18 protein-coding genes and 3 pseudogenes are annotated in these 20,649 nt (G+C 59.8%); 2 read left to right on the top strand and 19 right to left on the bottom strand.

Annotated features, from left to right (window positions below):
- Positions 1–25: 25 nt before the first annotated feature.
- The 10 genes and pseudogenes from ccoS to MF410_RS36860 form a co-directional block, all read right to left on the bottom strand.
- Positions 26–184, bottom strand: coding sequence for a cbb3-type cytochrome oxidase assembly protein CcoS (ccoS, locus tag MF410_RS32745; protein WP_004674425.1), 159 nt, complete (start codon positions 182–184; stop codon positions 26–28).
- Positions 181–2,465 (bottom strand): annotated as a pseudogene (locus MF410_RS32740) (cation-translocating P-type ATPase). The gene ccoS and the pseudogene MF410_RS32740 overlap by 4 nt, the downstream one beginning before the upstream one ends.
- Positions 2,462–2,947 (bottom strand): FixH family protein, encoded by a 486-nt coding sequence (locus MF410_RS32735; protein WP_007637017.1) that lies wholly within the window; start codon positions 2,945–2,947, stop codon positions 2,462–2,464. Before MF410_RS32735 ends, MF410_RS32740 begins: the two are co-directional and overlap by 4 nt.
- Complete coding sequence (gene ccoG / locus MF410_RS32730; protein ID WP_097622118.1) at positions 2,944–4,518, bottom strand: cytochrome c oxidase accessory protein CcoG; 1,575 nt, start codon at positions 4,516–4,518, stop codon at positions 2,944–2,946. The genes MF410_RS32735 and ccoG overlap by 4 nt, the downstream gene beginning before the upstream one ends.
- 167 nt (positions 4,519–4,685) lie before the next feature.
- The gene (locus tag MF410_RS32725; protein WP_054185956.1) at positions 4,686–4,871 is read right to left on the bottom strand and encodes a hypothetical protein; all 186 of its coding nucleotides are present in this window, start codon (positions 4,869–4,871) and stop codon (positions 4,686–4,688) included.
- An 11-nt stretch (positions 4,872–4,882) separates the two neighbouring features.
- Positions 4,883–5,746, bottom strand: a complete 864-nt coding sequence (gene ccoP, locus MF410_RS32720) for a cytochrome-c oxidase, cbb3-type subunit III (protein WP_088397122.1) — start codon at positions 5,744–5,746, stop codon at positions 4,883–4,885.
- Between the two features lies 1 nt (position 5,747).
- On the bottom strand, positions 5,748–5,900 hold the full coding sequence (locus MF410_RS32715) for a cbb3-type cytochrome c oxidase subunit 3 (RefSeq protein WP_004674411.1): 153 nt from the start codon (positions 5,898–5,900) through the stop codon (positions 5,748–5,750).
- 8 nt (positions 5,901–5,908) lie between these two features.
- Entirely contained in the window at positions 5,909–6,643 is a 735-nt protein-coding gene (ccoO, locus tag MF410_RS32710; protein WP_007637025.1) for a cytochrome-c oxidase, cbb3-type subunit II, read from the bottom strand.
- Between the two features lie 8 nt (positions 6,644–6,651).
- Complete coding sequence (gene ccoN / locus MF410_RS32705; protein ID WP_007637026.1) at positions 6,652–8,274, bottom strand: cytochrome-c oxidase, cbb3-type subunit I; 1,623 nt, start codon at positions 8,272–8,274, stop codon at positions 6,652–6,654.
- A gap of 284 nt (positions 8,275–8,558) precedes the next feature.
- Positions 8,559–8,783 (bottom strand): hypothetical protein, encoded by a 225-nt coding sequence (locus tag MF410_RS36860; RefSeq protein ID WP_179874264.1) that lies wholly within the window; start codon positions 8,781–8,783, stop codon positions 8,559–8,561.
- A gap of 317 nt (positions 8,784–9,100) precedes the next feature.
- Here MF410_RS36860 and MF410_RS32695 point away from each other — a divergent pair, with 317 nt between their 5' ends.
- On the top strand, positions 9,101–9,544 hold the full coding sequence (locus MF410_RS32695; protein WP_007637029.1) for a pseudoazurin: 444 nt from the start codon (positions 9,101–9,103) through the stop codon (positions 9,542–9,544).
- Between the two features lie 974 nt (positions 9,545–10,518).
- On the opposite strand, the gene hemN is transcribed toward MF410_RS32695, so the two are convergent.
- The 9 genes and pseudogenes from hemN to nifH form a co-directional block, all read right to left on the bottom strand.
- A complete protein-coding gene (gene hemN, locus MF410_RS32690) occupies positions 10,519–11,871 on the bottom strand; it encodes an oxygen-independent coproporphyrinogen III oxidase (RefSeq protein WP_097622116.1) in 1,353 nt (450 codons plus the stop codon).
- Between the two features lie 720 nt (positions 11,872–12,591).
- Positions 12,592–13,047, bottom strand: a complete 456-nt coding sequence (locus MF410_RS32680) for a phasin (protein WP_007636614.1) — start codon at positions 13,045–13,047, stop codon at positions 12,592–12,594.
- 954 nt (positions 13,048–14,001) lie between these two features.
- On the bottom strand, positions 14,002–14,319 hold the full coding sequence (gene fdxB, locus MF410_RS32675) for a ferredoxin III, nif-specific (RefSeq protein ID WP_097622191.1): 318 nt from the start codon (positions 14,317–14,319) through the stop codon (positions 14,002–14,004).
- Positions 14,316–14,519, bottom strand: a complete 204-nt coding sequence (locus MF410_RS32670) for a CCE_0567 family metalloprotein (protein WP_097622192.1) — start codon at positions 14,517–14,519, stop codon at positions 14,316–14,318. Before MF410_RS32670 ends, fdxB begins: the two co-directional genes overlap by 4 nt.
- Positions 14,520–14,543: 24 nt before the next feature.
- The gene (locus MF410_RS32665; protein WP_088397325.1) at positions 14,544–15,032 is read right to left on the bottom strand and encodes a NifX-associated nitrogen fixation protein; all 489 of its coding nucleotides are present in this window, start codon (positions 15,030–15,032) and stop codon (positions 14,544–14,546) included.
- A gap of 60 nt (positions 15,033–15,092) precedes the next feature.
- A pseudogene (locus tag MF410_RS32660) lies at positions 15,093–15,368 on the bottom strand (nitrogenase component 1); the annotation flags it as partial.
- A 58-nt stretch (positions 15,369–15,426) separates the two neighbouring features.
- Complete coding sequence (gene nifK, locus MF410_RS32655; RefSeq protein ID WP_239621149.1) at positions 15,427–16,968, bottom strand: nitrogenase molybdenum-iron protein subunit beta; 1,542 nt, start codon at positions 16,966–16,968, stop codon at positions 15,427–15,429.
- Positions 16,969–17,090: 122 nt separating this feature from the next.
- Positions 17,091–18,593, bottom strand: coding sequence for a nitrogenase molybdenum-iron protein alpha chain (nifD, locus tag MF410_RS32650; protein WP_096772154.1), 1,503 nt, complete (start codon positions 18,591–18,593; stop codon positions 17,091–17,093).
- A gap of 106 nt (positions 18,594–18,699) precedes the next feature.
- The gene (gene nifH / locus MF410_RS32645) at positions 18,700–19,593 is read right to left on the bottom strand and encodes a nitrogenase iron protein (protein WP_054186393.1); all 894 of its coding nucleotides are present in this window, start codon (positions 19,591–19,593) and stop codon (positions 18,700–18,702) included.
- A gap of 464 nt (positions 19,594–20,057) precedes the next feature.
- Here nifH and MF410_RS32640 point away from each other — a divergent pair.
- Positions 20,058–20,441: pseudogene (locus MF410_RS32640) on the top strand (GDP-mannose 4,6-dehydratase); the annotation flags it as partial.
- Between the last annotated feature and the right edge of the window lie 208 nt (positions 20,442–20,649).

Below are 20,649 nucleotides of genomic sequence, written 5' to 3'. Positions count from 1 at the left end.
TCCTTTCGTTTCGGCCGTGAGCGGTTCAAGGTCTTTTGCAATCGGTTTCGTCCTCGACGAGGATTCGCCAAGCTGCTCCTTCAAGGTCGTCGTACTGGCGGCTCGTCAGCGACCAGAGGAACGCCAGGAGACCCATTCCCCCCATCAGCAGTGCGATCGGCATCAGATAGATCAGCATGTTCATGTGGTTTCAACTTCCGCACTTCCCCCGGCAAGCGGCTCGCTCCGTAGGCCGGGGCGCCTGCCGAAGGCATTTAATCGCAGCGCATTCGTCACGACGATGATCGACGAAGTCGACATGGCCACCGCCGCTATCAGCGGCGTTGCCAGGCCGGCGATTGCGATCGGTACCGCAAGCACGTTGTAACCGATGGCGAGAGCAAAGTTCTGGCGAATGAGGCTGGCGGATCTTCGCGCAACGGCGATTGCTTCAGGAACGGCATCGAGACGATCGTTGAAGAAGATAAGGTCGGCGGCTTGCCTGCCGACGTCGGATGCGGTTGCGGGCGCCATCGAGACCTGCGCGGCGGCCAGCGCCGGTGCGTCGTTGATCCCGTCGCCGACCATGAGCACGCGATAGCCCTCGGCGCCCAGCCTCTGGAGTTCCTCGACCTTCTGTTTCGGCGCCAGGTCGCCCAGAGCTTTGCCGATACCGAGAGCCCGCGCTGTGTTGTCGACGACGGCCTGCCTGTCGCCGGATACTATCAGCGTTTCGATACCGGCTGCAGCGAGCTGGCGGAAAGCCTCGGCGGCGCCCGGACGAAGCGTGTCGTCAAACAGGAAACGGGCGAGATCAACGCCGTTTTTCGACAGGACCACCTCCGAAAACGGACTATCGCCTGCGGGCGTGAGCCCGGTTCCGCAGGCAAAGGCCCGGTTGCCGAGCCGATAGAAGTCCGCTCCTTTCCAGGCTTCCAGCCCCCCGCCGGCGATTTCCGTGACCCTGTCGAAGGCGAAGGGGTAAGAGATCTCTATGTCCCGCACCAGACCCTGGGAAAGCGGATGCCGGGAATGCGCCGCCATTGCGCAGGCGATGGCGCTATTGCCCCCGTCGATCGCGTCGGCTCGGACGAGGCGGGGCCGGCCCATCGTCAGGGTGCCGGTCTTGTCGAAGGCCACGATGTCCGCGTCGGCCAGTCTTTCGAGCGCCGAACCGTCCTTCACCATGATGCCCCTGCGGAAAAGTTCGCCGGCGGCGACCACCTGGACCACCGGTACAGCAAGGCCCAATGCGCAGGGGCATGTGATGATCAGCACCGCGACCGCGACCAGCATGGCCTGTTTCCAATCGCCGCCAAGCAAGCCCCAGGCGAGAAAGGAGGCCAACGCCAACAGGTGCACGGCGGGAGAATAAAGTGCTGCGGCGCGATCGGCGACCCGGCGATAACGAGCCCTGCCGCCCTCGGCCGCTTCCATCAGGCCGATGATCTCGGAAAGAAGTGAATCCCTTGCCACTTTAGTCGCCCGCAGGACGAGCGAACCGGTCAGGTTCATCGCACCCGAATTCACCGCGCTGCCTGCGGCGACGGCGACCGGGCTGCTTTCGCCGGTGACGATGGAGAGGTCGACGTCGCTCTTGCCGCTGACGATCATGCCGTCGAGGGGATGCGTTCGCCGGCCGCAATCGAGATCTCGTCTCCAACTGCGATCTCTTCGACCGCAACATAGCGCCGCGACCCGTCCGCCATTATCAGCAGCGCACCGCGCGGCGTTAGTCTGACAAGCCCATTGATTGCAGCGCGCGCCTTTTCCCGCATGACATGATCGAGCGTTCTACCGATCAGCAGGAAGAACAGCAGGGACACCGATGCGTCGAACCAGACATGCTCGCCATGGTGCACGGTTTCCCACAGGGAGACTGCATAGGATAGCGTCACGGCAAGCGAGATCGGAACATCCATGTTGGTGCGCCCGCTTTTTACCGCGTTCCACGCCGATTTGAAGAAGAGGCGTCCCGCATAAACCAGCGCAGGCGCCGCGATCATCGCCGAGATCCAGTGAAACATGTCGCGCGTGGCCGCATCGGCGCCCGACCATACCGACACCGAGAGCATCATGATGTTGGCGGCCGCAAAGCCGGAAACTCCGATCGCCAGCAGTAGCTGGTTCCGGATCCTGTCGGTTTCGAGTGCTGTCGACGTGATGAGATGGGCGCGGTATCCGGCCAAAGTGATCGCGGCGAGGATTTCGGAGGGATCGGTCGCCTTCGCCTCGATCTCCTCCTGATAGACGCAGCTGACACGTCTGGCGGTGAGATTGACCCGGGCTTTCCTGACGAACGCAAGCGCCGACAGTGCTTTTTCGATGGTCAATATGCAGCCGCCACAGTGGACGTCGGGCACGCTGAGGTCGACCTGGCGTAATCCAGCCCCGAGCGGGTGGCTGGCAAGGCGTACCTCCCCGGCGCTGGCAGATGTCGCGCTGAGGGCGAGAACGCTTTCCGCATCCATCGAACAGCAGGTCATTGGCGGAACTCCGCGGTGTCGAAGCGTTTGGCCTCATGCATGACGACCGCCCCATTCATTCTCGATATGGCCTCGACGATCCAGTCGCCGGCGACAACCTGGTGATCAGCTTCGAACCGCCCTTCGCCCGTCTTCCGGAGCGTCAAGCGGAAATCCTCATGATCGCCGACGGGCCGCTTGAAGTTCAGCGTGACATCATCGATCATCGCAGGCGTGCCGGCCTTGTCGTGGATGTCGTAACGGATTTGGCTGCCCTTAACGACGAGCGCGCCCTCGACGCCGGAGGCGGCCATTGCCTTCATCGCTGCCGCCCTGGCGTTGAATTCCTGGCTGGCCACATAGGTGTTTTCCACGACGATGCCACTCCAGCTGGACGCAGCATAGAAGGCCATGGTGGCGTTGACGGCGATCACCACGGCGAAGAATGCCGAGGTGGCAAGCAGCACGTGCAAGCCGGTAAAGCCTCGAGTAGATGTCTTCATTTCACGTCTCCCGGCGCGTTGAACGCCGCGCGATAGCTCGCCCGGTCGGCTTGACCGGCGTCTTGGCCTATATCTTCGATGACGAAGAGGAATTCGTTGATCTCTGCCCCGTCGGGGGCGCGCGTGACGAAGACCTTGAGCGTCGTGGCCGCGTCGGGTTCGACGTGAGCGGTGAAGCTGCGGACATCCTGCCTGCCGAACTCGGGAATGCGCATTGTGCCCCCCTCCAGCCCGACGAGGGTGATGGTCACGTCCCGCGGCTTCGGCACCATGTTGAGGACACGCAGCGTGTAGCCGTTTCGGATGGAGCCGTCGCTTTCCAGAACATATTGAGGGTTCCGGTCGTGGACGACGTTGAGCCCGAGCCGATCGCGGAAGGCGAGATGGACGACCATGGCGATGCCGATCAATGCCCAGACGACACCGTAGAAGACGGTTCTTCGGCGGAAGATGATGCGCCAGTCGAAATGCCGGACGGTCGGGATGAAGCTTCCGTCGTCGTTTCGGACATTGGAGGGCTGGATGGCTGTCCGTCCTCCGTCAGTAGCAAGCGACATATTGCTCGAATATTCCTTGAGCGTCGCATAGGCGATCAGGCCGTGTGGCTTTCCGAGCTTGTCCATGACGCCGCCACAGGCATCGATGCAGAGGGCGCATGTGATGCATTCCATCTGCTGGCCGTCGCGAATGTCGATCCCCATCGGGCAGACGGCGACGCAGGCATTGCAGTCCACGCAATCGCCCACCGGCAGACCCTGAGCCTTCTTGGCATGGCGCGACCGCTGCTCGCCCCGCCAGTCGTTGTAGGTGACAACAAGCGAATTCTCATCCAGCATCGCGCCCTGAATGCGCGGCCACGGACACATATAGGTGCATGTCTGTTCGCGCATGAGGCCGCCAAGCACATAGGTCGTCGCGGTCAGGGTGGCGATCGTGGCATACGCAGCGGCAGGAGCGCTGCCGTCAAACAGTGAAGCCGCCAGGCTCGGCGCGTCGGCAAAATAGGAGATCCACGCTCCGCCCGTGGCGACGGCGATCAGCAGCCAGATCGCGTGCTTGATCACCCGCTTCCTGAGCTTGTCGAAAGTGAAGGGGTCGGCATCGAGCTTCATCCGAGCGTTTCGGTCGCCTTCGACAGCGCGTTCGACGACGAGAAAGAGATCGACCCAGACGGTCTGCGGACAGGCATAGCCACACCAGGCGCGGCCGACAGCGGCGGTGAGGAGGAAGAGGCCGAAGCCCGCCATGACGAGCAGGCCCGCCACATAGTAGAATTCCTGCGGCCAGATCTCGATGAAGAAAAAGAAGAAGCGCCGCGAGGCGAGGTCGACGAGGATTGCCTGATTGGGCGCATAGGGACCGCGATCCCAGCGAATCCATGGCGCGAGGTAATAGGTGCCAAGCGTGAGCAGCATCAAGACCCATTTGAACCGGCGAAATGGCCCTTCGGCGCGTTTCGGAAAGATCTTCTTGCGCGGCGCATAGAGAGGCTGGCGATTGCGCCGGGCGTTGACGGGTTCGACGCAAACGCGGTCAATGTCATTTAGATTGGAGCGGGTATAGAGATTCATAGGACCTGTCCGATTTTCACCACTCTTTTCCCAGCCGTGGCGCATCTGTTCCTTGATGCAGATCAAGAACGACCGTGCAGAAGCGAAAAGGCCACGCCCCAGAGTAAGGGCGTGGCCGGAGGACAGCGGCGGAGAAACCGCTGGGACGTCCTCCACAGGAGCTGAAACTATCGGCTCGTCTGCATGTGGTCTTTGAGGCAGATCAAACTCACCATCGAATTGCCGATCTTTGCCGGGTCGTCCTGCTCCGAAGACGCAGGCATCTGTTGGGCGCGCGCTGAGACACGCGATCGGATAACAGCACGCGGCGTGCCGTAGAGACGGAGGATCGGATTGCGGTCGTGGGCTGTCATGTCTTTTCTCCTTACGTGCCGCCCCCGAGCGCATGAACGAAAATGGTAAGCTCGTTGACCGTTGTGTCCCCCAGGCGCGCTGCCCAGGCAGGCATGACGCCATGTTTGGGAGAGGCAACCTGACGAAGAATGGCGTCTTCACCCCGCGACTTCAGCCAGATTGCATCGGCGAGATCCGGCGCACCCATTTCCGCCTTTCCTTTTGCGTCCTCGCCGTGACATGGGGCGCAATTGTCGAAGAAAACCTGTTTTCCGGCCGCCGCCAGACCGACATCCGAGGGCGTATTGGTCAGCCCCCAGACATAGGCGGCGACCTGCTTCATCTGGATGGGCTCCAGAACACCGGCAAAGGGCGGCATTTCGGAGGAATGGCTATCCGTATCGCCGTCGAAGCGGATGCCATGAGCGATCGTGGTCTGGATGGCATTCAGATCCCCGCCCCACAGCCAGTCGTCGTCGTTGAGATTCGGAAACCCCGGACCGCCGCTCGCTCCCGATCCATGGCAGGGCGCGCAGTTCACCTTGAAAGCGGATGCGCCGCCAGCGATCGCGAATTCACGAAGAGCAGGATCCGCGGCGATCTCCTCCACTGTCTTGGCAGCGATCAGATTATGGAACTTCGTCTGCGATGACTTAGCGAGATTGAGGTCCTGCTGCAGCTCGGCGCGCGTTGAATAACCGAGATAGCCGTTAGTGGCGGAAGTGATCATCGGGATGGCCGGGTAAGCGATGGCGTAGCCGATCGCCCAGAGGATCGTCACGTAGAAGGTCCAGATCCACCAGCGCGGCATGGGATTGTTGAGCTCTTGGATGCCGTCCCATTCATGACCCGTCGTTTCGACGCCGCTCAGTTCATCGATATGCTTTTCCGACATCTCAATCGTCCTTCAAGGGAATATCGGCGGCATCTTTCGCCGTTTGCTTGCTACCTGGGCGAAGGGTGAGCATGACCGCGCCGACGAAGAATGCCGCCATTGCCAGGAGGCCCCAGCTGTCGGAGAAGTGTCTCATTGCAGTGTAAGTTTCCATGGATCACCTCACCGGTAGCCGGTCGCGTCGTCATAGGTCGAGAAATCAACCAGCGTTCCGAGCATCTGCAGGTAGGACACCAGCGCGTCCATCTCGGTCAGCCGGGTTGGATCGCCGTCGAGATCGCCGACATTCGCATTTGGGTAGCGCTTGAGTAGGGCCGCCGCGTCCGCGTTCGGATCGGCCTGGGCTCTCATGTCGGCCTCGGCATTCGCCAGCATGTCGTCGCTGTAAGGCACGCCCACGTCCTCATTGGCCTTGAGGTCCTCTCCGACACTCCTGACCGTCACCTCCTTCTCTTCTAGGAAGGCGTAGCTCGGCATGATTGATTCCGGCACCACGGCCCGCGGATTTGCGAGATGCTGGACGTGCCATTCGTTCGAGTAACGCCCCCCGACGCGGGCCAGATCTGGCCCTGTCCGCTTGGATCCCCATTGGAACGGGTGGTCGTACATCGATTCCGCTGCGAGCGAATAATGGCCGTAACGCTCGACCTCATCACGGAACGGCCGGATCATCTGGCTGTGGCAGAGATAGCAGCCTTCACGGATGTAGATGTTCCGTCCGGCGAGCTCTAGCGGCGTGTAGGGCCGCATCCCTGCCACTTTTTCGATCGTGTTCTGCAGGTAGAACAGCGGGGCGATTTCAACGATGCCGCCAATGCTGACGACCAGCAGCGAGCCGACCAGAAGAAGCGTCGCGTTCTTCTCGAGGGTCTTATGTTTATCAAGTAACGATGCCATGTCTCACCTCACTCGGCAGGCTGTGCCTGGGGCACCAAACTGGTCGGCATTGGGGCTTCGTCGCGCAGGTGGCCTCGGAGCGTCATGAACACATTCCAGGCCATGACGAGGCCACCGGCCAGGTAGAGTGCTCCGCCGACGGCACGCAGCACGTAATAGGGGATCATCGCCGCGACCGTTTCAGCGAAGGAATAGACGAGGAAGCCCTGGGAATTGTATTCTCGCCACATCAGCCCCTGCTGGATGCCCGCGACCCAGAGCACCGCGGCGTAAATCACAATCCCGAGCGTCGCAAGCCAGAAGTGCCAGTTGACCATCCGCAGGCTGTAGAGGCGCTCGCGCCCCCACAGTTTCGGCGTCAGGTAGTATATCGCCCCGAAGGTGATCATACCCACCCAGCCAAGTGCTCCGGAATGCACGTGACCGATCGTCCATTCGGTATAGTGGCTGAGCGAATTGACCGCCTTGATCGACATCATCGGGCCTTCGAAGGTCGACATCCCATAAAATGCGATGGCGACGATCATCATCCGGATGATCGGGTCGGTGCGAATTTTGTCCCAGGCGCCCGAAAGGGTCATTAAACCGTTGATCATGCCGCCCCAGGAGGGCATCCAGAGCATGACGGAGAAGACCATTCCGAGCGTCTGCGCCCAGTCAGGCAGCGCCGTGTAATGCAGATGATGCGGGCCGGCCCAGATATACATGAAGATCAGGGCCCAGAAGTGGATGATCGACAGCCGGTAGGAATAAACCGGGCGGTTGGCCTGCTTCGGCACGAAATAGTACATCATGCCCAGGAAGCCGGCGGTGAGGAAGAAGCCGACGGCGTTGTGGCCGTACCACCATTGGGTGAGTGCATCCTGGACGCCGGAGAAGAGAGAATAACTCTTGGAGCCGAGGAACGAAGCAGGAACAGCGAGGTTGTTGACCACATGCAGCATCGCAATGGTGACTATGAAGCTGAGATAGAACCAGTTTGCCACGTAAATATGCGGCTCTCTGCGCTTCAGGATCGTTCCGAGATAGACGGCCAGATAGGCGACCCAGACGATGGTAAGCCACAGGTCGACGTACCATTCAGGCTCGGCATATTCGCGCGCCTGATTGATGCCGATCACGTAGCCGGTCGCGGCCATCACGATGAACAGCTGGTAGCCCCAGAAGACGAACCAGGCGAGTGTTCCTCCGAAGAGACGCGCGCGACAGGTGCGTTGCACCACATAGAAGGATGTCATGATCAGCGCGTTGCCGCCGAAGGCGAAGATCACCGCCGACGTGTGAACCGGTCGCAATCTTCCGAAATTCAAATAGGGCGCGATGTTGAGGTCGGGAAAGGCGAGCTGCAGCGCGATGATCACGCCGACGAGGAAGCCGACGACGCCCCAGAACACCGTGGCGATCAGGCCGTAGCGGATTACCTCATCGCAATAGCCCGTAAGGTCTGTTTTGCGCTGTTGGCCCGTCGGCGAAAACTCTGCGTTTTTAACAAGCAGCAGCGTTCCCACAACCAGGCAGAGGCAAAGTATACCCATATGGACTGCAAAGAGATGATCGTGCGCGAATGCCGCTGCGAGCAGCGCCAGAAACGCTGCGACCGCGACCACCATCGTTTCTGTCGTGTAATTCATGATGTCGTCCCCAGTGCGCAGACGACCGCCTCGCGGCCGGCTTTCTCGGATTTCGAGGCAGGACTGTCACGAAGACGGGAACGGCTCCTTGATCTACATCAACAAGCGGACTGGAAGCGGTGGACGAACGGACGTTGTTACACTCTGTTACAAACTTTCCCCTTTTGGCACCGCCCGCTATTCCCATGTGACGCAGCTGCTTTCTACCGCACCCACTGCCACAAGGGGGTATGAAGATGCTGTGCAGAACACCACGCGTCCGTCGAGAAGACGTTAAAAGCTCTTCATGCCGGCCAATCCCTCTCGTCGCTTTTCGTAGGCTCGGAGGCGGAAGCCGTCGCGGCCAGTAAGGCGATTTGGTGGGAGGGTGATAAGCCAACCATCTCGTCCAGGTGGAAGAAGGTGTCGTGCGCCTGCTTCGTTTCATCGGCGAAGATCATCGCGTGATAATCGCTCTTCACTTCGCCGACGATCTCAACGGCGCGTCGTTTTCGGAGGATTCCTGTCAAAGGGTCAACTTCCACACACGCGACACCGGGGGATCGACATTAATGCCCTCGCGAACTCCCGACGCGATATGAGCTCAGTCGCGGCAATCCAAAGCTGGTTCAGCAGCGCCGACGTTCGCCGAGCGTGCTTGTCCTCCGGTGATTCCTACATCGCTTGCAGGCTGCCATGTCCCTCGCAAGGGCGCTGGGCAAGCAGGCAAAAATTGGGATCTTCTGCCTTTTATTCCCGAATTTGACGGGCATCAAAGAACCCAAATCCGGCATCTGCTAAAAACATTCATGAGGCTGATTGGGTCTCGCAGAACAGGAGCTTGCAAATGCGGTTAAAATTCAGTCCGATCGCTGCAGCAGCAGCCTTGATTGTCTCGGCAGCGCCGTTGATGGCGGCCGACCATCAGGTTCGGATGCTCAACAAAGGCACGGAAGGCGCGATGGTGTTCGAGCCCGGCTTCCTGAAGATCGCCCCCGGCGACACCGTCACTTTCATCCCCACCGACAAGGGCCACAACGTCGAAACCTTCAAAGGCCTCATTCCGGATGGCGTTGCGGAATATAAGTCAAAGCCGAACGAGCAATATCGGGCGAAGTTCGATGTTCCAGGCGTCTATGTCCTGAAATGCACCCCACATTCCGGCATGGGCATGGTTGCCTTGATCCAGGTGGGCGACAGCCCGGCCAATCTCGAAGCGATCAAGACTGCAAAGGTGCCGAACATGGTGCGTAAGCGGCTCGATGCCGACCTCACACACATCACCCAGTGATAAACGGCAGGTGCGGATGGCCGCGCAGCCCATGAAGATGGCGTTCGCGGGGGCTTTCTGCCTCTCAGGAGCAACTGATGCTCCCGTGAGCATCGAGCAGAGCCAGGCGCGTCAGGCAAGGCGTCCAGGCAGTGGTTAGCGTCGGACACGGTTGTCGGCAAAGCCAATGCCGAAACTTGGCTGGATCATCGAGAACGTCAATGCGGCCTGTGAAAAGAGCTATGATCTGCACGGCAGACCTGCGAAGAAACGCGTGGGCGAGATCACTGGCCCGGCGGCAATCTCGCTGACGACGAATATAACGAGGTCGTTTTTTGCGGGCAGTCGCGAAGGAGATGCCAGCCGAAACCCGCGGTTTCGTTCCGGTCGTCTGAGGAATTGCACGGAAGGCGCCGTCGAACGTTTGATCGAAATCCCGCGGCAGGCAAGTCGTGCTACAATTACGAGACCCCTGCCCTCGTCCTTCGACGTGCTCGAACAACCGCTTTCGTGAGCGGGCGAGAGCCGTCGACCATGCGGCGCTCGGTAGCTCACCTCGCGACAAGGCTCCTTCAGGCGCCTGAGCGGCCGCCATAATCGCGATGGGCACATTTCTGCGGACCGGCGCTTGCCGACGCCACCTGAAAGGTTCGACGTCAGTCGCCAACGATATCCTAGACCGCGGCCTGCCGAGATCGAGCTGTGCTTCAATGAGCCGAAAAGCTCGACGGTAACGACCTCGACGTCCAGGCGGTGATACGGGCGCGCGCCCATCTGCTTGCGACAGGGCGCCCGATGACCGTATTTGTGAGTGCGCCCGCCCTGATTCACACGAACTTGCGACGTCGATCCTCGTCGACGTGCGGTTGTCGACGGGACTCCTGGGAAGATAACCGCAGGGTCCTCGATCGAGAAACGGGAACTCGATGTCTTCTCGCGCGGCCTTTGATGCGTTTCGTGTCGCCGGAACCGATGCAAACTTCCGGCGACATGCATTAGGCTGCCTTGCTGTGCGTGTGCCCGTGCGAGCCAAAATAGGCGTCGAATGCTGCCGCGACTGCACGGACCATAAAGCGCGCCTCCTCGCATACGACAATCCGTTCACCGCTGATCGTCACGACGCCGTCGGCCATGAGCTCGCCGAGACGGTCGTTGCCCTCGACAAGGAAGCCGGTGTCGAAACCCGACCCGCTGCTCAAATGGCCGAGATCGGCTTCGAAATCGCACATCAGCCTCTCGATGACCCTCGCCCGAAGCTTGTCCTCCTCGCTGAGAAGATATCCCTTGGCGGTCGGCAGCACCCCGAAGGCAATCCGCTCGGCATAGAGGCCGAGAGGCACGTGGTTCTGCATATAGCCGGCCGGCAGCCGCCCGATCGCAGATGCGCCGAGGCCGATCAGGCTATCGCAATCATCCGTGGTATAGCCCTGGAAGTTTCTCCTCAGCGCTCTGTTGCGCGCGGCGAGTGCCAACTGATCGTCCGGCAGTGCAAAATGATCGAGCCCAATGCGCTGATATCCGGCGTTCTGCAGCTCCTCGGCGATCACTTCCGCCTGCTCGTTCCGCTGTTTTGCGTCCGGCAGCGATGCTTCGTCGATCAGGCGCTGATGTTTCTTGAAAGCGGGTATGTGAGCGTAACCGAAAACGGCGAAACGTTCGGGACGCAGTTCTGCAGCCAGCCGGACCGTTTCGATGCAAGATTGGACGGTCTGTTTCGGAAGGCCATAAATCAGGTCGAAGTTGATGCTGCTGACGCCTGCTGAGCGCAACCCGGCGACCGCCCTTTCCGTCTGCTCAAAGGATTGCAGCCGCTTGATACCGGCCTGCACGATCGGATCGAAGCTCTGGACGCCGAGGCTTGCGCGGTCGATACCGTTTTCGCCGAGCGCGTCGATCATGGGGGCGACCAATGTGCGAGGGTCGATCTCGACTGCGACGCCGGCTTTCGCTTCGAATGTAAAGGCGCTCCTGAGCTTTGCCATTAGAGCCGAAAATTCCTGCGGCTTCATGACCGACGGCGTGCCGCCGCCGAAATGCACGTACTTGACGGGCACGTCGTTTCCGGCCGCAAAGGAGATAAGCTCGATCTCCTCCTTCATCACGTCGAGATAGTCGGCGACTGGAGCGTCTTGCCGGGTGATGGTTGTGTGGCAGCCGCAGTACCAGCATATCGAACGGCAGAACGGGACGTGGAGATAAACCGAAACCGGGCCAGCCGCGGCGATATGGGCGAGGTTGCCGACATATTCATCCGGCCCCACGGCAGCTGAAAAAGCCGCCGCCGTCGGGTAGCTCGTATAACGCGGAACCCGCGCATCGCCGTATTTGGCGATCAGATCATCGGACATTTTCGCATCCCTTCTCAAAACAGGATGCTTTATGACCTCCGGCCGCGCCGGCTTCCTTGTCCCAAATCAATGATGACGTCTCAGGCCAGACTCAGCCCGATCTTTGTCCGCTGTGAAAGTCAGCACTTTCGAACCCGCCTAACATCTCGTTCTGACATGGGTCGAGCCGCGGTCCCGTCTGTTCGAAGAGACGTGGCACAAGGAAACGAGCAAGAATGCCTGATACCGGGTGAAACAACTCAAATTGATGTCCGCGTGGTGTCGCCGGTCGAGCCGCATCCCACCGTCTCGGCACGCTCCATGCGCTGGCCCCCGGCGATATTTTGCTGATCGCCAGTGGAAACTGGTGCCGGCCTAACGGCGGAAATCTCGAACGAAGCCTACCGAAATGCGGAAGTCGTGGTCGTTCCAAGTCCACAGGCCCTCGCCGCGGCCGCCGACGTGATCGTCAAGGTGCGCTCCGACTAATGAGGTCGCCCTGCTGTCGCCTGAAAAGACGCTGATCTCTTTCATCTATCCCGTAGCCAACAACGAGTTGCTCGAGCGGGCTCTGCATTCGGGCGCGAATATAAGCGCCATAGACATCCCGCGCATCAGCCGTGCACAGAAGATGGATGGGAAAGATCGGGAGCTACCGAGCGGTCATCGAAGCGAGTGCGAACTTCAGGTGTTTCTTCACCGGGCAGATCACCGCGCGGTTTTTCCAGGCTCTCCTCAGTTTTACGTCGCCTTGAGGTCCGTCAGCACCTTGTCAAAAGCATCCTTGACCGGCTTTGAGATTTCCTCCACCGTCCTGCTTGCGAGTACCCGGAATTCCTTGGCGTGCTGCAAACTTGTCTCAACCCGCTTGCGCAGGAAGGTCGACTGCAGTTCGAGGACCTGCGACGGCGAATTTGCGCTAAGCAAAGCTTGCAGATGCGAGAAGCCGGCCTCGGCGTCGGCCTGCAGTGCAGCGATCGTCTTCCAAGACAATTCGTTGCCGAACAGGCTTGTCGTTTCGAGGATCGGAGGCAGCATTTTCTGTGTCGCTTCAGCACCGGACGCAAATTTCAAAAAAGCCTCTGTCACCTGCTTGTTCCCCTTTTCAACGGATGCGCCCAACTGATCTGGCACCTTGAGCGGCGATGACGCCGGGTTTTCGATCGTTTCAAAGGATCTTTCGGAAATCTTGGTCATAGCGTTTTCCTTCTCATTGAGTTGGTTGCAAGCTGTGACGTCGGGATTGCCCCTTCCGCCGGCGGACTATGCAGGCCGCTTGGTAGAACGTCGGGCCGATGACGAACCGTCATGTGGCCTCCGTTCCGTTCGTTTCATGAACCGGCATCATGCAGACTGCTTTCTGCCGCTTGTAACCAGGGATCAGCAAACACCATGCCAACTGCTCAGACGCTTCAAGAAGATGATTTTTGTTTATCGATGGGCGGATTGATGGGTATTTGGCGGAGAGACCGGCGAACAAACGTTCTAATCTCGACAATTCGACAATACCGAGGAGACCCGAGAGGGGACGACGGCGGCGGGCGAAGCAGAAGCAACCCCGACGAGCGGGTTGCTTCTAGATAGGTGTCGGGTGCCCGACATTTGCGAGACATGTGGACAGCTGAGATGGGGACAAGCGAATGAGCATGTAATTCAATCGCGCTCAGGATCGTCCTGTGTCGGATCGTATTGAGCCTGCGGGGTGGAAAGTGACGTTGCGGTCCTCGCCGCAAGTGCCTCCGTCAGCCGCGCACTGGTGTTTGCCTTGACGGTCAGCTTGCGCGAGACATTGCGTGCAAGCGCAGTGCCTTCTTTACACCGGCCGTCATCTGGGTAGAAACCGCCGCATCCGCATCCGCGGAACCGGCATGGGACACGAATGTCACGATGTGTGGCGATCCGATCACGGGGCATCAGCCTTGGAAACCGGATAATCGGTTCATCGCCGAGGGCCACGAGACAGCGATCGCCACTTCGCGCTTTTGAAAAAGCTTCACTGAAGAAGCGATGAACTAGCCACCATCGCAACGCTAACTTTGTGGATGGAATGCCACAGGAAGTAACTTCGTTCGTTGGCTTGCGCAGAGTACGAGCAGCAGGAGGCAACAAACGAGATGAAGGCAACAGCGTTCTCCTGATTTGTTCGCAAGATCACGCACTAACCTTATCTGCCGCGACATGGGTCTGACAGTTCTTCGGGCAGACGCGCGCGCAGGCGCCGCAACCAATGCATCGGCCGGCCTGGTCGACAACCATGATCATACGATTGAGCTCGCCATCGAAGTCTTCATCCTCGTCGTCGCAGATGCCGAGGATTCCACCCGCTTCATCGACGCCATAGAGGTGCATGACTTCGCGAGAGCAGACTTTGAAGCATCGGCCACAGCCGATGCAGGTTGCAGCATCGATGCAGGTCAGGTACTCCGGCACCCAGCTGGAGCCGTCGCGCGTGACGAAAGAGCCGGTCATCGTGAATTCTCCAATGCGGCGAGCTCTTCCTTCGCAGCGTTCAACTCGGCGAAGGCGTCGAACGTCTCTCCAGCAATGGTCTTGATCTTAGCCCAATTAATCGGAAGGTCCTCGGCAAGATCGTGCAACGCCATTTTCGCAGTGGCGGCACGTGACTGCAGCTTACGGACCTTCTTCAGCTGCTCCACAATGTTTGGCATGATCTCTTTCCTCGAAAACTGATTTCATGATGCCCGCGCAACGTCGGGATAGGTTTCGATAACTGCAATCGCGTCATCGACCATTTTGTTGCCGACCTCGGCGAGCTTGCCAAGCGTCTCAAAGCCGAACCGGTGGACATCGCGCAGGGTCTTCGACAGAACGACCAACCGTCCAGTCGTGAAAAGCACGCGGCCGAAGCCCTCATGGCCGATCGTCATGATCGGCGATGCCAACAGGCCTGTGCACTCTTCGATCACAAGCCCCACGCAACTGTAAAAATTCTGGAGCCTCCACAGCACATCTGGATCGGGATCGCCTATGATCGGGATCTTACGGCGCTGCTCCTTGGTGAGGATGAAGTCGGCCAGCAGGTCAGCGTCCGATTTGCCCTCCCACGCCCCATGGGCATCCTGAGCGCGGATGAGCCTTATGAGGCATCTGAGAAAAGGGGTGGCGAGATCCCCATCCTCCTTGACAGCAGGGCCATCCGTACTTCCTGTCAATGTACCCATGTCCTAGTCCTCCTCATCGAAAGGCTTCTTTTCGGTGGCGCCTGATTCGGTCAGCACCTTGAAGCTCGTGTGCCAGAGCGTCGGACCTGAGGAAGCCGATCCTCGGTTGTCCCAGGAATTGCCCTCACAGCCGAGAGGCCCGTGGATCAGGTGCGCGACGTCGGTGACGGGCTGCAGCACGATCTTGGCGCCATCGAAAGCGCATCCGCCGGCTGCCGCCCCGGGGATCAGCGGCTTCGAGCAGCCGGTCTTACGCGCCTTGGAATCCTTGCTGCGGTTCTTCTCGCAGGCAGGCTCGTCGAAGACGTCCTGGACTTTAGCATTGAGCGAGGGCATTGCGGTCTCCAAGTTCAGATGAAGGCGGCCGGCCTCACAAGGCCGACCGCCGCCGCTCCTAGCGGGTCAGGTCGTAAGAATAGTCCGTCACACCCGGCTCGCTCGTCTCGCGATCGAGCGTGTCGAAGATCTTGTCGAGGATCGTCGTCAGGACGCGCAGGCCGCCCTGGTAGCCCATGAGCGGGAAACGGTGGTGATGGTGCCGGTCGAATATCGGAAAGCTCAGCCGGATCAATGGGGTGCCGGTGTCGCGCTCGAGATACTTGCCATAGGAATTGCCGATCATAAGATCTACCGGCTCGGTAAAGAGCAGCGAGCGCAACGCCCAGAGGTCCTTGCCCGCCCAGACCTGGGAAGCCTTGCCGAAGGGCGAGGATGCGAGCAACGCCTTCATCTCGGCTTCCCAGGCCGACGTGCCGTTGGTAGCAAGGCAGTGGGTCGGCTCACCGCCGGTTTCCAAGACGAAGCGAGCAACAGCGTAGACGAAGTCAGGATCGCCGTAGATCGCGTATTTCTTCCCGTGCAGCCAGGCCTGGCTATCTGCCATAGCGTCGACGAGACGGCCGCGCTCCAGGCCGAGTGCCGGAGGAATTTCCTTGCCGGTAATCTCCGAGACCTTCATCAGGAATTCATCGGTCGCCTGGACACCCAGCGGATAATGGAACGAGGCCGTAGCCTGACCGACCTCCTTGCAATATTCCAGCGTTTTGCGCGTGTTATAGTGCTGCAGCGACAGGGTCGCTTCGGCGTTCAACGCCGTTTTCACGTCTTCGATCTTCGTGCCGCCGTCATACATGCGGTACGTGCCGTCAGACGGCGTGTCGAACTGGTCGGAGGCATCCTGGATGAAGATGTAGGATACGCCCATCATGTCGAGCAGGCGCTTCAGTTCGCGGTTGTTGCCGACGCAGAAGCCGTCGAAGCCGGGAATGATGTTGATGGCTTGGGCAACCTCCTTCCGCTCGTTGCCTTTCCAGAAGTTCTCCAGAATGCCCTTGATCATGCCGTCATAGCCATCGACGTGGCTGCCGACGAAGGCAGGCGTGTGAGCGAAAGGAACATCGAAGTCGTGCGGGACCGACCCTTCGTTCTTTGCGTTTTCGATGAAGCTGTGGAGATCGTCTCCAATGACTTCGGCCATGCAGGTGGTCGAGACGGCGATCATCTTCGGATCGTAGAGCTTGTATGTATTGGCGAGCCCGTCGATCATGTTCTTCAACCCGCCGAACACCGCCGCGTCCTCCGTCATCGAGGACGAGACCGCCGATGAAGGCTCCTTGAAGTGACGCGACAGATGCGAACGGTAATAGGCGACGCAGCCCTGGCTGCCGTGGACGAAGGACATCGTTTGCTCAAAGCCTGCGGCTGCGAAGACGGCACCGAGCGGCTGGCAGGCTTTGGCCGGGTTCACGACCAGGGCTTTGCGGCCCAGGTTCTTTTCGCGATACTCCCAGGTCTTCGTGAAGTCGTTTTGATCGGCAACGACCTGATCCGGGTGGGGGCATTCGAAATTGGCTTTCTTCTCGGCGAGCATCTGCCTGTATTCCGGCTCGCGGAACAGGGGAGCATGATCGAGAACTTTTTCCGCCGACTGCGGCATAGTAAGCACCTTTCTTTTCATCGCGCCGCACCGGTGGCGGCAATGGGATGTCATCTGTCACGAGTGCGGATCAAGGCCGATGGAAGGGCCTGGCCTGCCCCCTCCCAAGACAGGCCAAGCTCTCATTCGGCCGCAACCGCCTCAGCTGGCGCGGCCTTTTTTTTCCAGGGGACGTCGTAGAGATCCCACACCGGATTATTGATGGCCAGATCCATGTCGCGGGCGAATATGGCAAAGCCGTCATAGCCGTGATACGGGCCCGAATAATCCCAGGAGTGCATCTGGCGGAAGGGGATGCCCATCTTCTGCACCGGATACTTCTCTTTGATGCCGGACCCAACAAGGTCGGGGCGGATGCCTTCGATGAACTTTTCCAGCTCGTAACCGGTCACGTCGTCATAGATCAACGTACCCTTGTTCACATAATGGCCGGTGCGCTGATAGTCGTCGTTGTGGGCGAACTCGTAGCCGGTGCCGACGATCCGCATGCCGAGGTCCTCATAGGCCGTGATGACGTGGCGAGGACGCAGGCCGCCGACATAGAGCATCACCGTCTTGCCTTCGAGGCGCGGCCGGTACTTGTCGACGACAGCATCGACCAGGGGCCGGTACTTGGTGATGACAGCCTCGGTCTTGTCGACGATTTCCGGACCGAAGTGCTTGGCTATTTCGCGCAGGGAGGTTTCGATCTGGGACGGACCAAAGAAATTGTATTCCATCCACGGGATGCCGTACTTTTCCTCCATGTGCCGACAGATGTAGTTCATCGAGCGGTAGCAGTGGATGAGGTTGAGCTTCGCCTTTGGCGCGCGCTCGACCTCAGCGAGCGTGGCATCACCCGACCAGTTGCCGACCACGCGCAGCCCCACCTCCTCCAATAGAATGCGCGTAGCCCACGCGTCGCCACCGATATTGTAGTCGCCGACGACGTTGACGTCATAAGGGCCGGTCTCGAACTCGACGTCGTTCTTGTCGAAAACCCAGTCACGGATGGCGTCGTTGGCGATGTGGTGGCCGAGCGATTGCGAGACGCCGCGGAAGCCCTCGCAGCGCACCGGCACGATCGTCTTTTCGTGCTCCTTGGCCTTCTTGCGCGACACCGCCTCAATGTCGTCGCCAATCAGCCCGATCGGGCATTCCGACTGCACGCTGATGCCGTTGTTGAGGGGGAAAAGCGCCTCGATCTCGTCGATGACCTGTTCAAGCTTCTTGTCGCCGCCGAACACGATGTCCTTTTCCTGGAAGTCTGAGGTGAACTGCAGCGTCACGAACGTGTCGATGCCCGTCAGGCCGACGTAGTAGTTGCGGCGTTGCGACCAGGAATAATGACCGCAACCGACCGGCCCGTGCGAGATGTGGACCATGTCCTTGACCGGCCCCCATACCACGCCTTTGGAGCCGGCATAGGCGCAGCCGCGGATCGTCATCACGCCCGGAATGGACTTGATGTTCGATTTGACGTCGCATTCGGAAAGCGCCTTCGGCTCATCGCCAGGCTCGTCGCCGCTCGTTGCGACGCTGAGGTGCTTCTTGCGGCGCTTCGCCGCCTTGTCTGGATATTGCGCTAACACTTCCGCAATGAGCTTTTCATGCAAAACGCTGTCATTCTCGTAATCAAGGCTCATGGGCCCCTGCCCCTTTCAAGGTTCGGGTTAGGTCGTCGTCGACGAAGCGTCTTTCGTGGAAGGACGCGCTGGCTCAAGGGCCAGCGCGTCCTGTCGACAGCGGCAGTTATTGAGCCGCAGCCACCGCTGACTCCTTGGCCTGTAGTTCGGCCAGCATCTGCTCGTCGCTCTTCATGATGCCGAAGTCGAGCAGCATGTCTTCGAGCTCTTCCATGGTAATCGGGGTCGGAATGGTCCCTTGGCCCGAATTGGCATGGATCTTCTCGGCTAGCGCCCGATATTCCCCGGCCTGCTTGGAGTCCGGCGCGTACTGGATCACCGTCATCTTCCTGAGCTCGGCGTGCTGGACGATGTTGTCACGCGGCACAAAGTGGATGAGCTTGGAATTGAGCCTGGCAGCCAGCGCCTCGGAGAGGTCGAGCTCGCGGTCCGTCTGGCGCTCGTTACAGATCAGGCCGCCGAGCCGCACGCCGCCGGAATGGGCATATTTCAGGATGCCCTTGGCGATGTTGTTGGCGGCATAGAGCGCCATCATCTCGCCGGACATCACGATGTAGATCTCCTGGGCCTTGTTCTCACGGATCGGCATCGCGAAGCCACCGCACACCACATCGCCAAGCACGTCATAGGAGACGTAGTCGACATCGTCATAAGCGCCGTTCTCCTCGAGGAAATTGATCGAGGTGATGACGCCGCGCCCGGCGCAGCCGACGCCCGGTTCCGGACCGCCGGACTCCACGCACTTGATGCCTTTGTAGCCGGCCTTGAGCACGTCCTCGAGCTCAAGGTCTTCCACCGAACCTTCCTGGGCTGCCAGATGCAGAACCGTGTCCTGTGCTTTGGCGTTCAGGATCAGCCGGGTGGAGTCGGCTTTCGGGTCGCATCCGACGATCAGGATCTTCTGCCCGAGGTCGACAAGCGCTGCGAGCGTATTTTGGGAGGTGGTGGACTTGCCGATCCCCCCTTTGCCGTAAAATGCGATTTGACGCAAATCTGACATATCGCCTTCCTTCTTTCGTTCCATCCATCGCTGAGTAAAAGGCCGGCAGCTCGCGCCGCCTCCCAGGGCAGTCTTCAAAACCCGTGCCATGTGGGCCGATCGAGCCGAAGGAAAGATCTTTTTGTTGGGTTTCAGGAAGTTAGCCGGAGCCAGCACAGGAAACTGGCCAACCAACCCTAATGTCGCCGACAAGACAAAGCCGACAGACGGTGTCGTAAGGGCATCACTTGCACCGCTCGGTCGACCGCGCGGCAGGGAGACCGCGACTATCAGCAGGATCAAACGAAGCTCCGAAAACTGGAGACAATCGCACATCCCTGTAGCCAAGAGAGAAATGGCGTATCGCACGGGCGACGATGCGAGCGCCCAGGTGACAGAGCTTCGCCTTGTGGCTGAACAAGCCAACTTCGATCGCGCAGGCCCGCAGCGCCCGACAGCTGGCCAAAAACAGCGTCAGGAGCTGCGACTGGGGCCACGCACGTGAGTATGTCGAGGGCATGTGGCGCATGCTGCAGCAGGACAAGCCGGATGGCCACGTCTTGGCGACCGGCGAGACGACGAGTGTCCGCCAATTTCACGAGCGGGCTTTTGCCGATGTGGACATTGCTTTGGAATGGAAGGCGTCCGGCGTCGACGAAATGGCTACGACTCCGCGTCCGGTGCCTGCCTTGTGGAAGTCGATCCTCGATACCTCCGCCCGACGGAAGTCGATCTTCTGCCGGTGATCCGACCAAGGCCCGCCAGAAGCTGGGCTGGCAACACAAGAACCCGGTTCGGGAGCTCGTCGCCGAGAAGGTGCGCGAGGTGTCAAGCACTGGAAGGCCCTGAACAGCCGGGAAGAGCTTTAAGTGTACGACTTGTCCAACAAGAAGATCTGGGTTGTCGGCCATCGCAGTATGGTCGGCAGTGCGCTTGTACGCAGGCTCCGATGCCGTGCTCTGCGGCAGTGGCGTCAGTTAGCGGGTCGAACGAGGAGCGCGGATCGTGAACCCGCGAGCGCGCAAAAATACGGCATTAGCCGATAATGTTCATACTTCCTCCAGGTGCCCGGATTGC

Origin of the sequence: Rhizobium sp. C104, assembly GCF_022354505.1 — a bacterium.
Lineage (GTDB): Bacteria > Pseudomonadota > Alphaproteobacteria > Rhizobiales > Rhizobiaceae > Rhizobium > Rhizobium redzepovicii.
The sequence above is the reverse complement of the archived record's forward strand: the minus strand, read 5'-3'. Positions and strand labels throughout refer to the sequence as shown.

Bases quoted from the DNA above. Each gene is read 5' to 3' on its own strand.
- MF410_RS32715 (WP_004674411.1), bottom strand. From the start codon at position 5,900: ATGGAAACTTACACTGCAATGAGACACTTCTCCGACAGCTGGGGCCTC.
- hemN (WP_097622116.1), bottom strand. From the start codon at position 11,871: ATGTCCGATGATCTGATCGCCAAATACGGCGATGCGCGGGTTCCGCGT.
- MF410_RS32735 (WP_007637017.1), bottom strand. From the start codon at position 2,947: ATGAAGACATCTACTCGAGGCTTTACCGGCTTGCACGTGCTGCTTGCC.
- nifD (WP_096772154.1), bottom strand. From the start codon at position 18,593: ATGAGCCTTGATTACGAGAATGACAGCGTTTTGCATGAAAAGCTCATT.
- MF410_RS32670 (WP_097622192.1), bottom strand. From the start codon at position 14,519: ATGCCAAACATTGTGGAGCAGCTGAAGAAGGTCCGTAAGCTGCAGTCA.
- MF410_RS32725 (WP_054185956.1), bottom strand. From the start codon at position 4,871: ATGACAGCCCACGACCGCAATCCGATCCTCCGTCTCTACGGCACGCCG.
- MF410_RS32680 (WP_007636614.1), bottom strand. From the start codon at position 13,047: ATGACCAAGATTTCCGAAAGATCCTTTGAAACGATCGAAAACCCGGCG.
- ccoS (WP_004674425.1), bottom strand. From the start codon at position 184: ATGAACATGCTGATCTATCTGATGCCGATCGCACTGCTGATGGGGGGA.
- ccoP (WP_088397122.1), bottom strand. From the start codon at position 5,746: ATGTCGGAAAAGCATATCGATGAACTGAGCGGCGTCGAAACGACGGGT.
- MF410_RS32665 (WP_088397325.1), bottom strand. From the start codon at position 15,032: ATGGGTACATTGACAGGAAGTACGGATGGCCCTGCTGTCAAGGAGGAT.
- ccoG (WP_097622118.1), bottom strand. From the start codon at position 4,518: ATGAATCTCTATACCCGCTCCAATCTAAATGACATTGACCGCGTTTGC.
- ccoO (WP_007637025.1), bottom strand. From the start codon at position 6,643: ATGGCATCGTTACTTGATAAACATAAGACCCTCGAGAAGAACGCGACG.
- ccoN (WP_007637026.1), bottom strand. From the start codon at position 8,274: ATGAATTACACGACAGAAACGATGGTGGTCGCGGTCGCAGCGTTTCTG.
- nifH (WP_054186393.1), bottom strand. From the start codon at position 19,593: ATGTCAGATTTGCGTCAAATCGCATTTTACGGCAAAGGGGGGATCGGC.
- fdxB (WP_097622191.1), bottom strand. From the start codon at position 14,319: ATGACCGGCTCTTTCGTCACGCGCGACGGCTCCAGCTGGGTGCCGGAG.
- MF410_RS32695 (WP_007637029.1), top strand. From the start codon at position 9,101: ATGCGGTTAAAATTCAGTCCGATCGCTGCAGCAGCAGCCTTGATTGTC.
- nifK (WP_239621149.1), bottom strand. From the start codon at position 16,968: ATGCCGCAGTCGGCGGAAAAAGTTCTCGATCATGCTCCCCTGTTCCGC.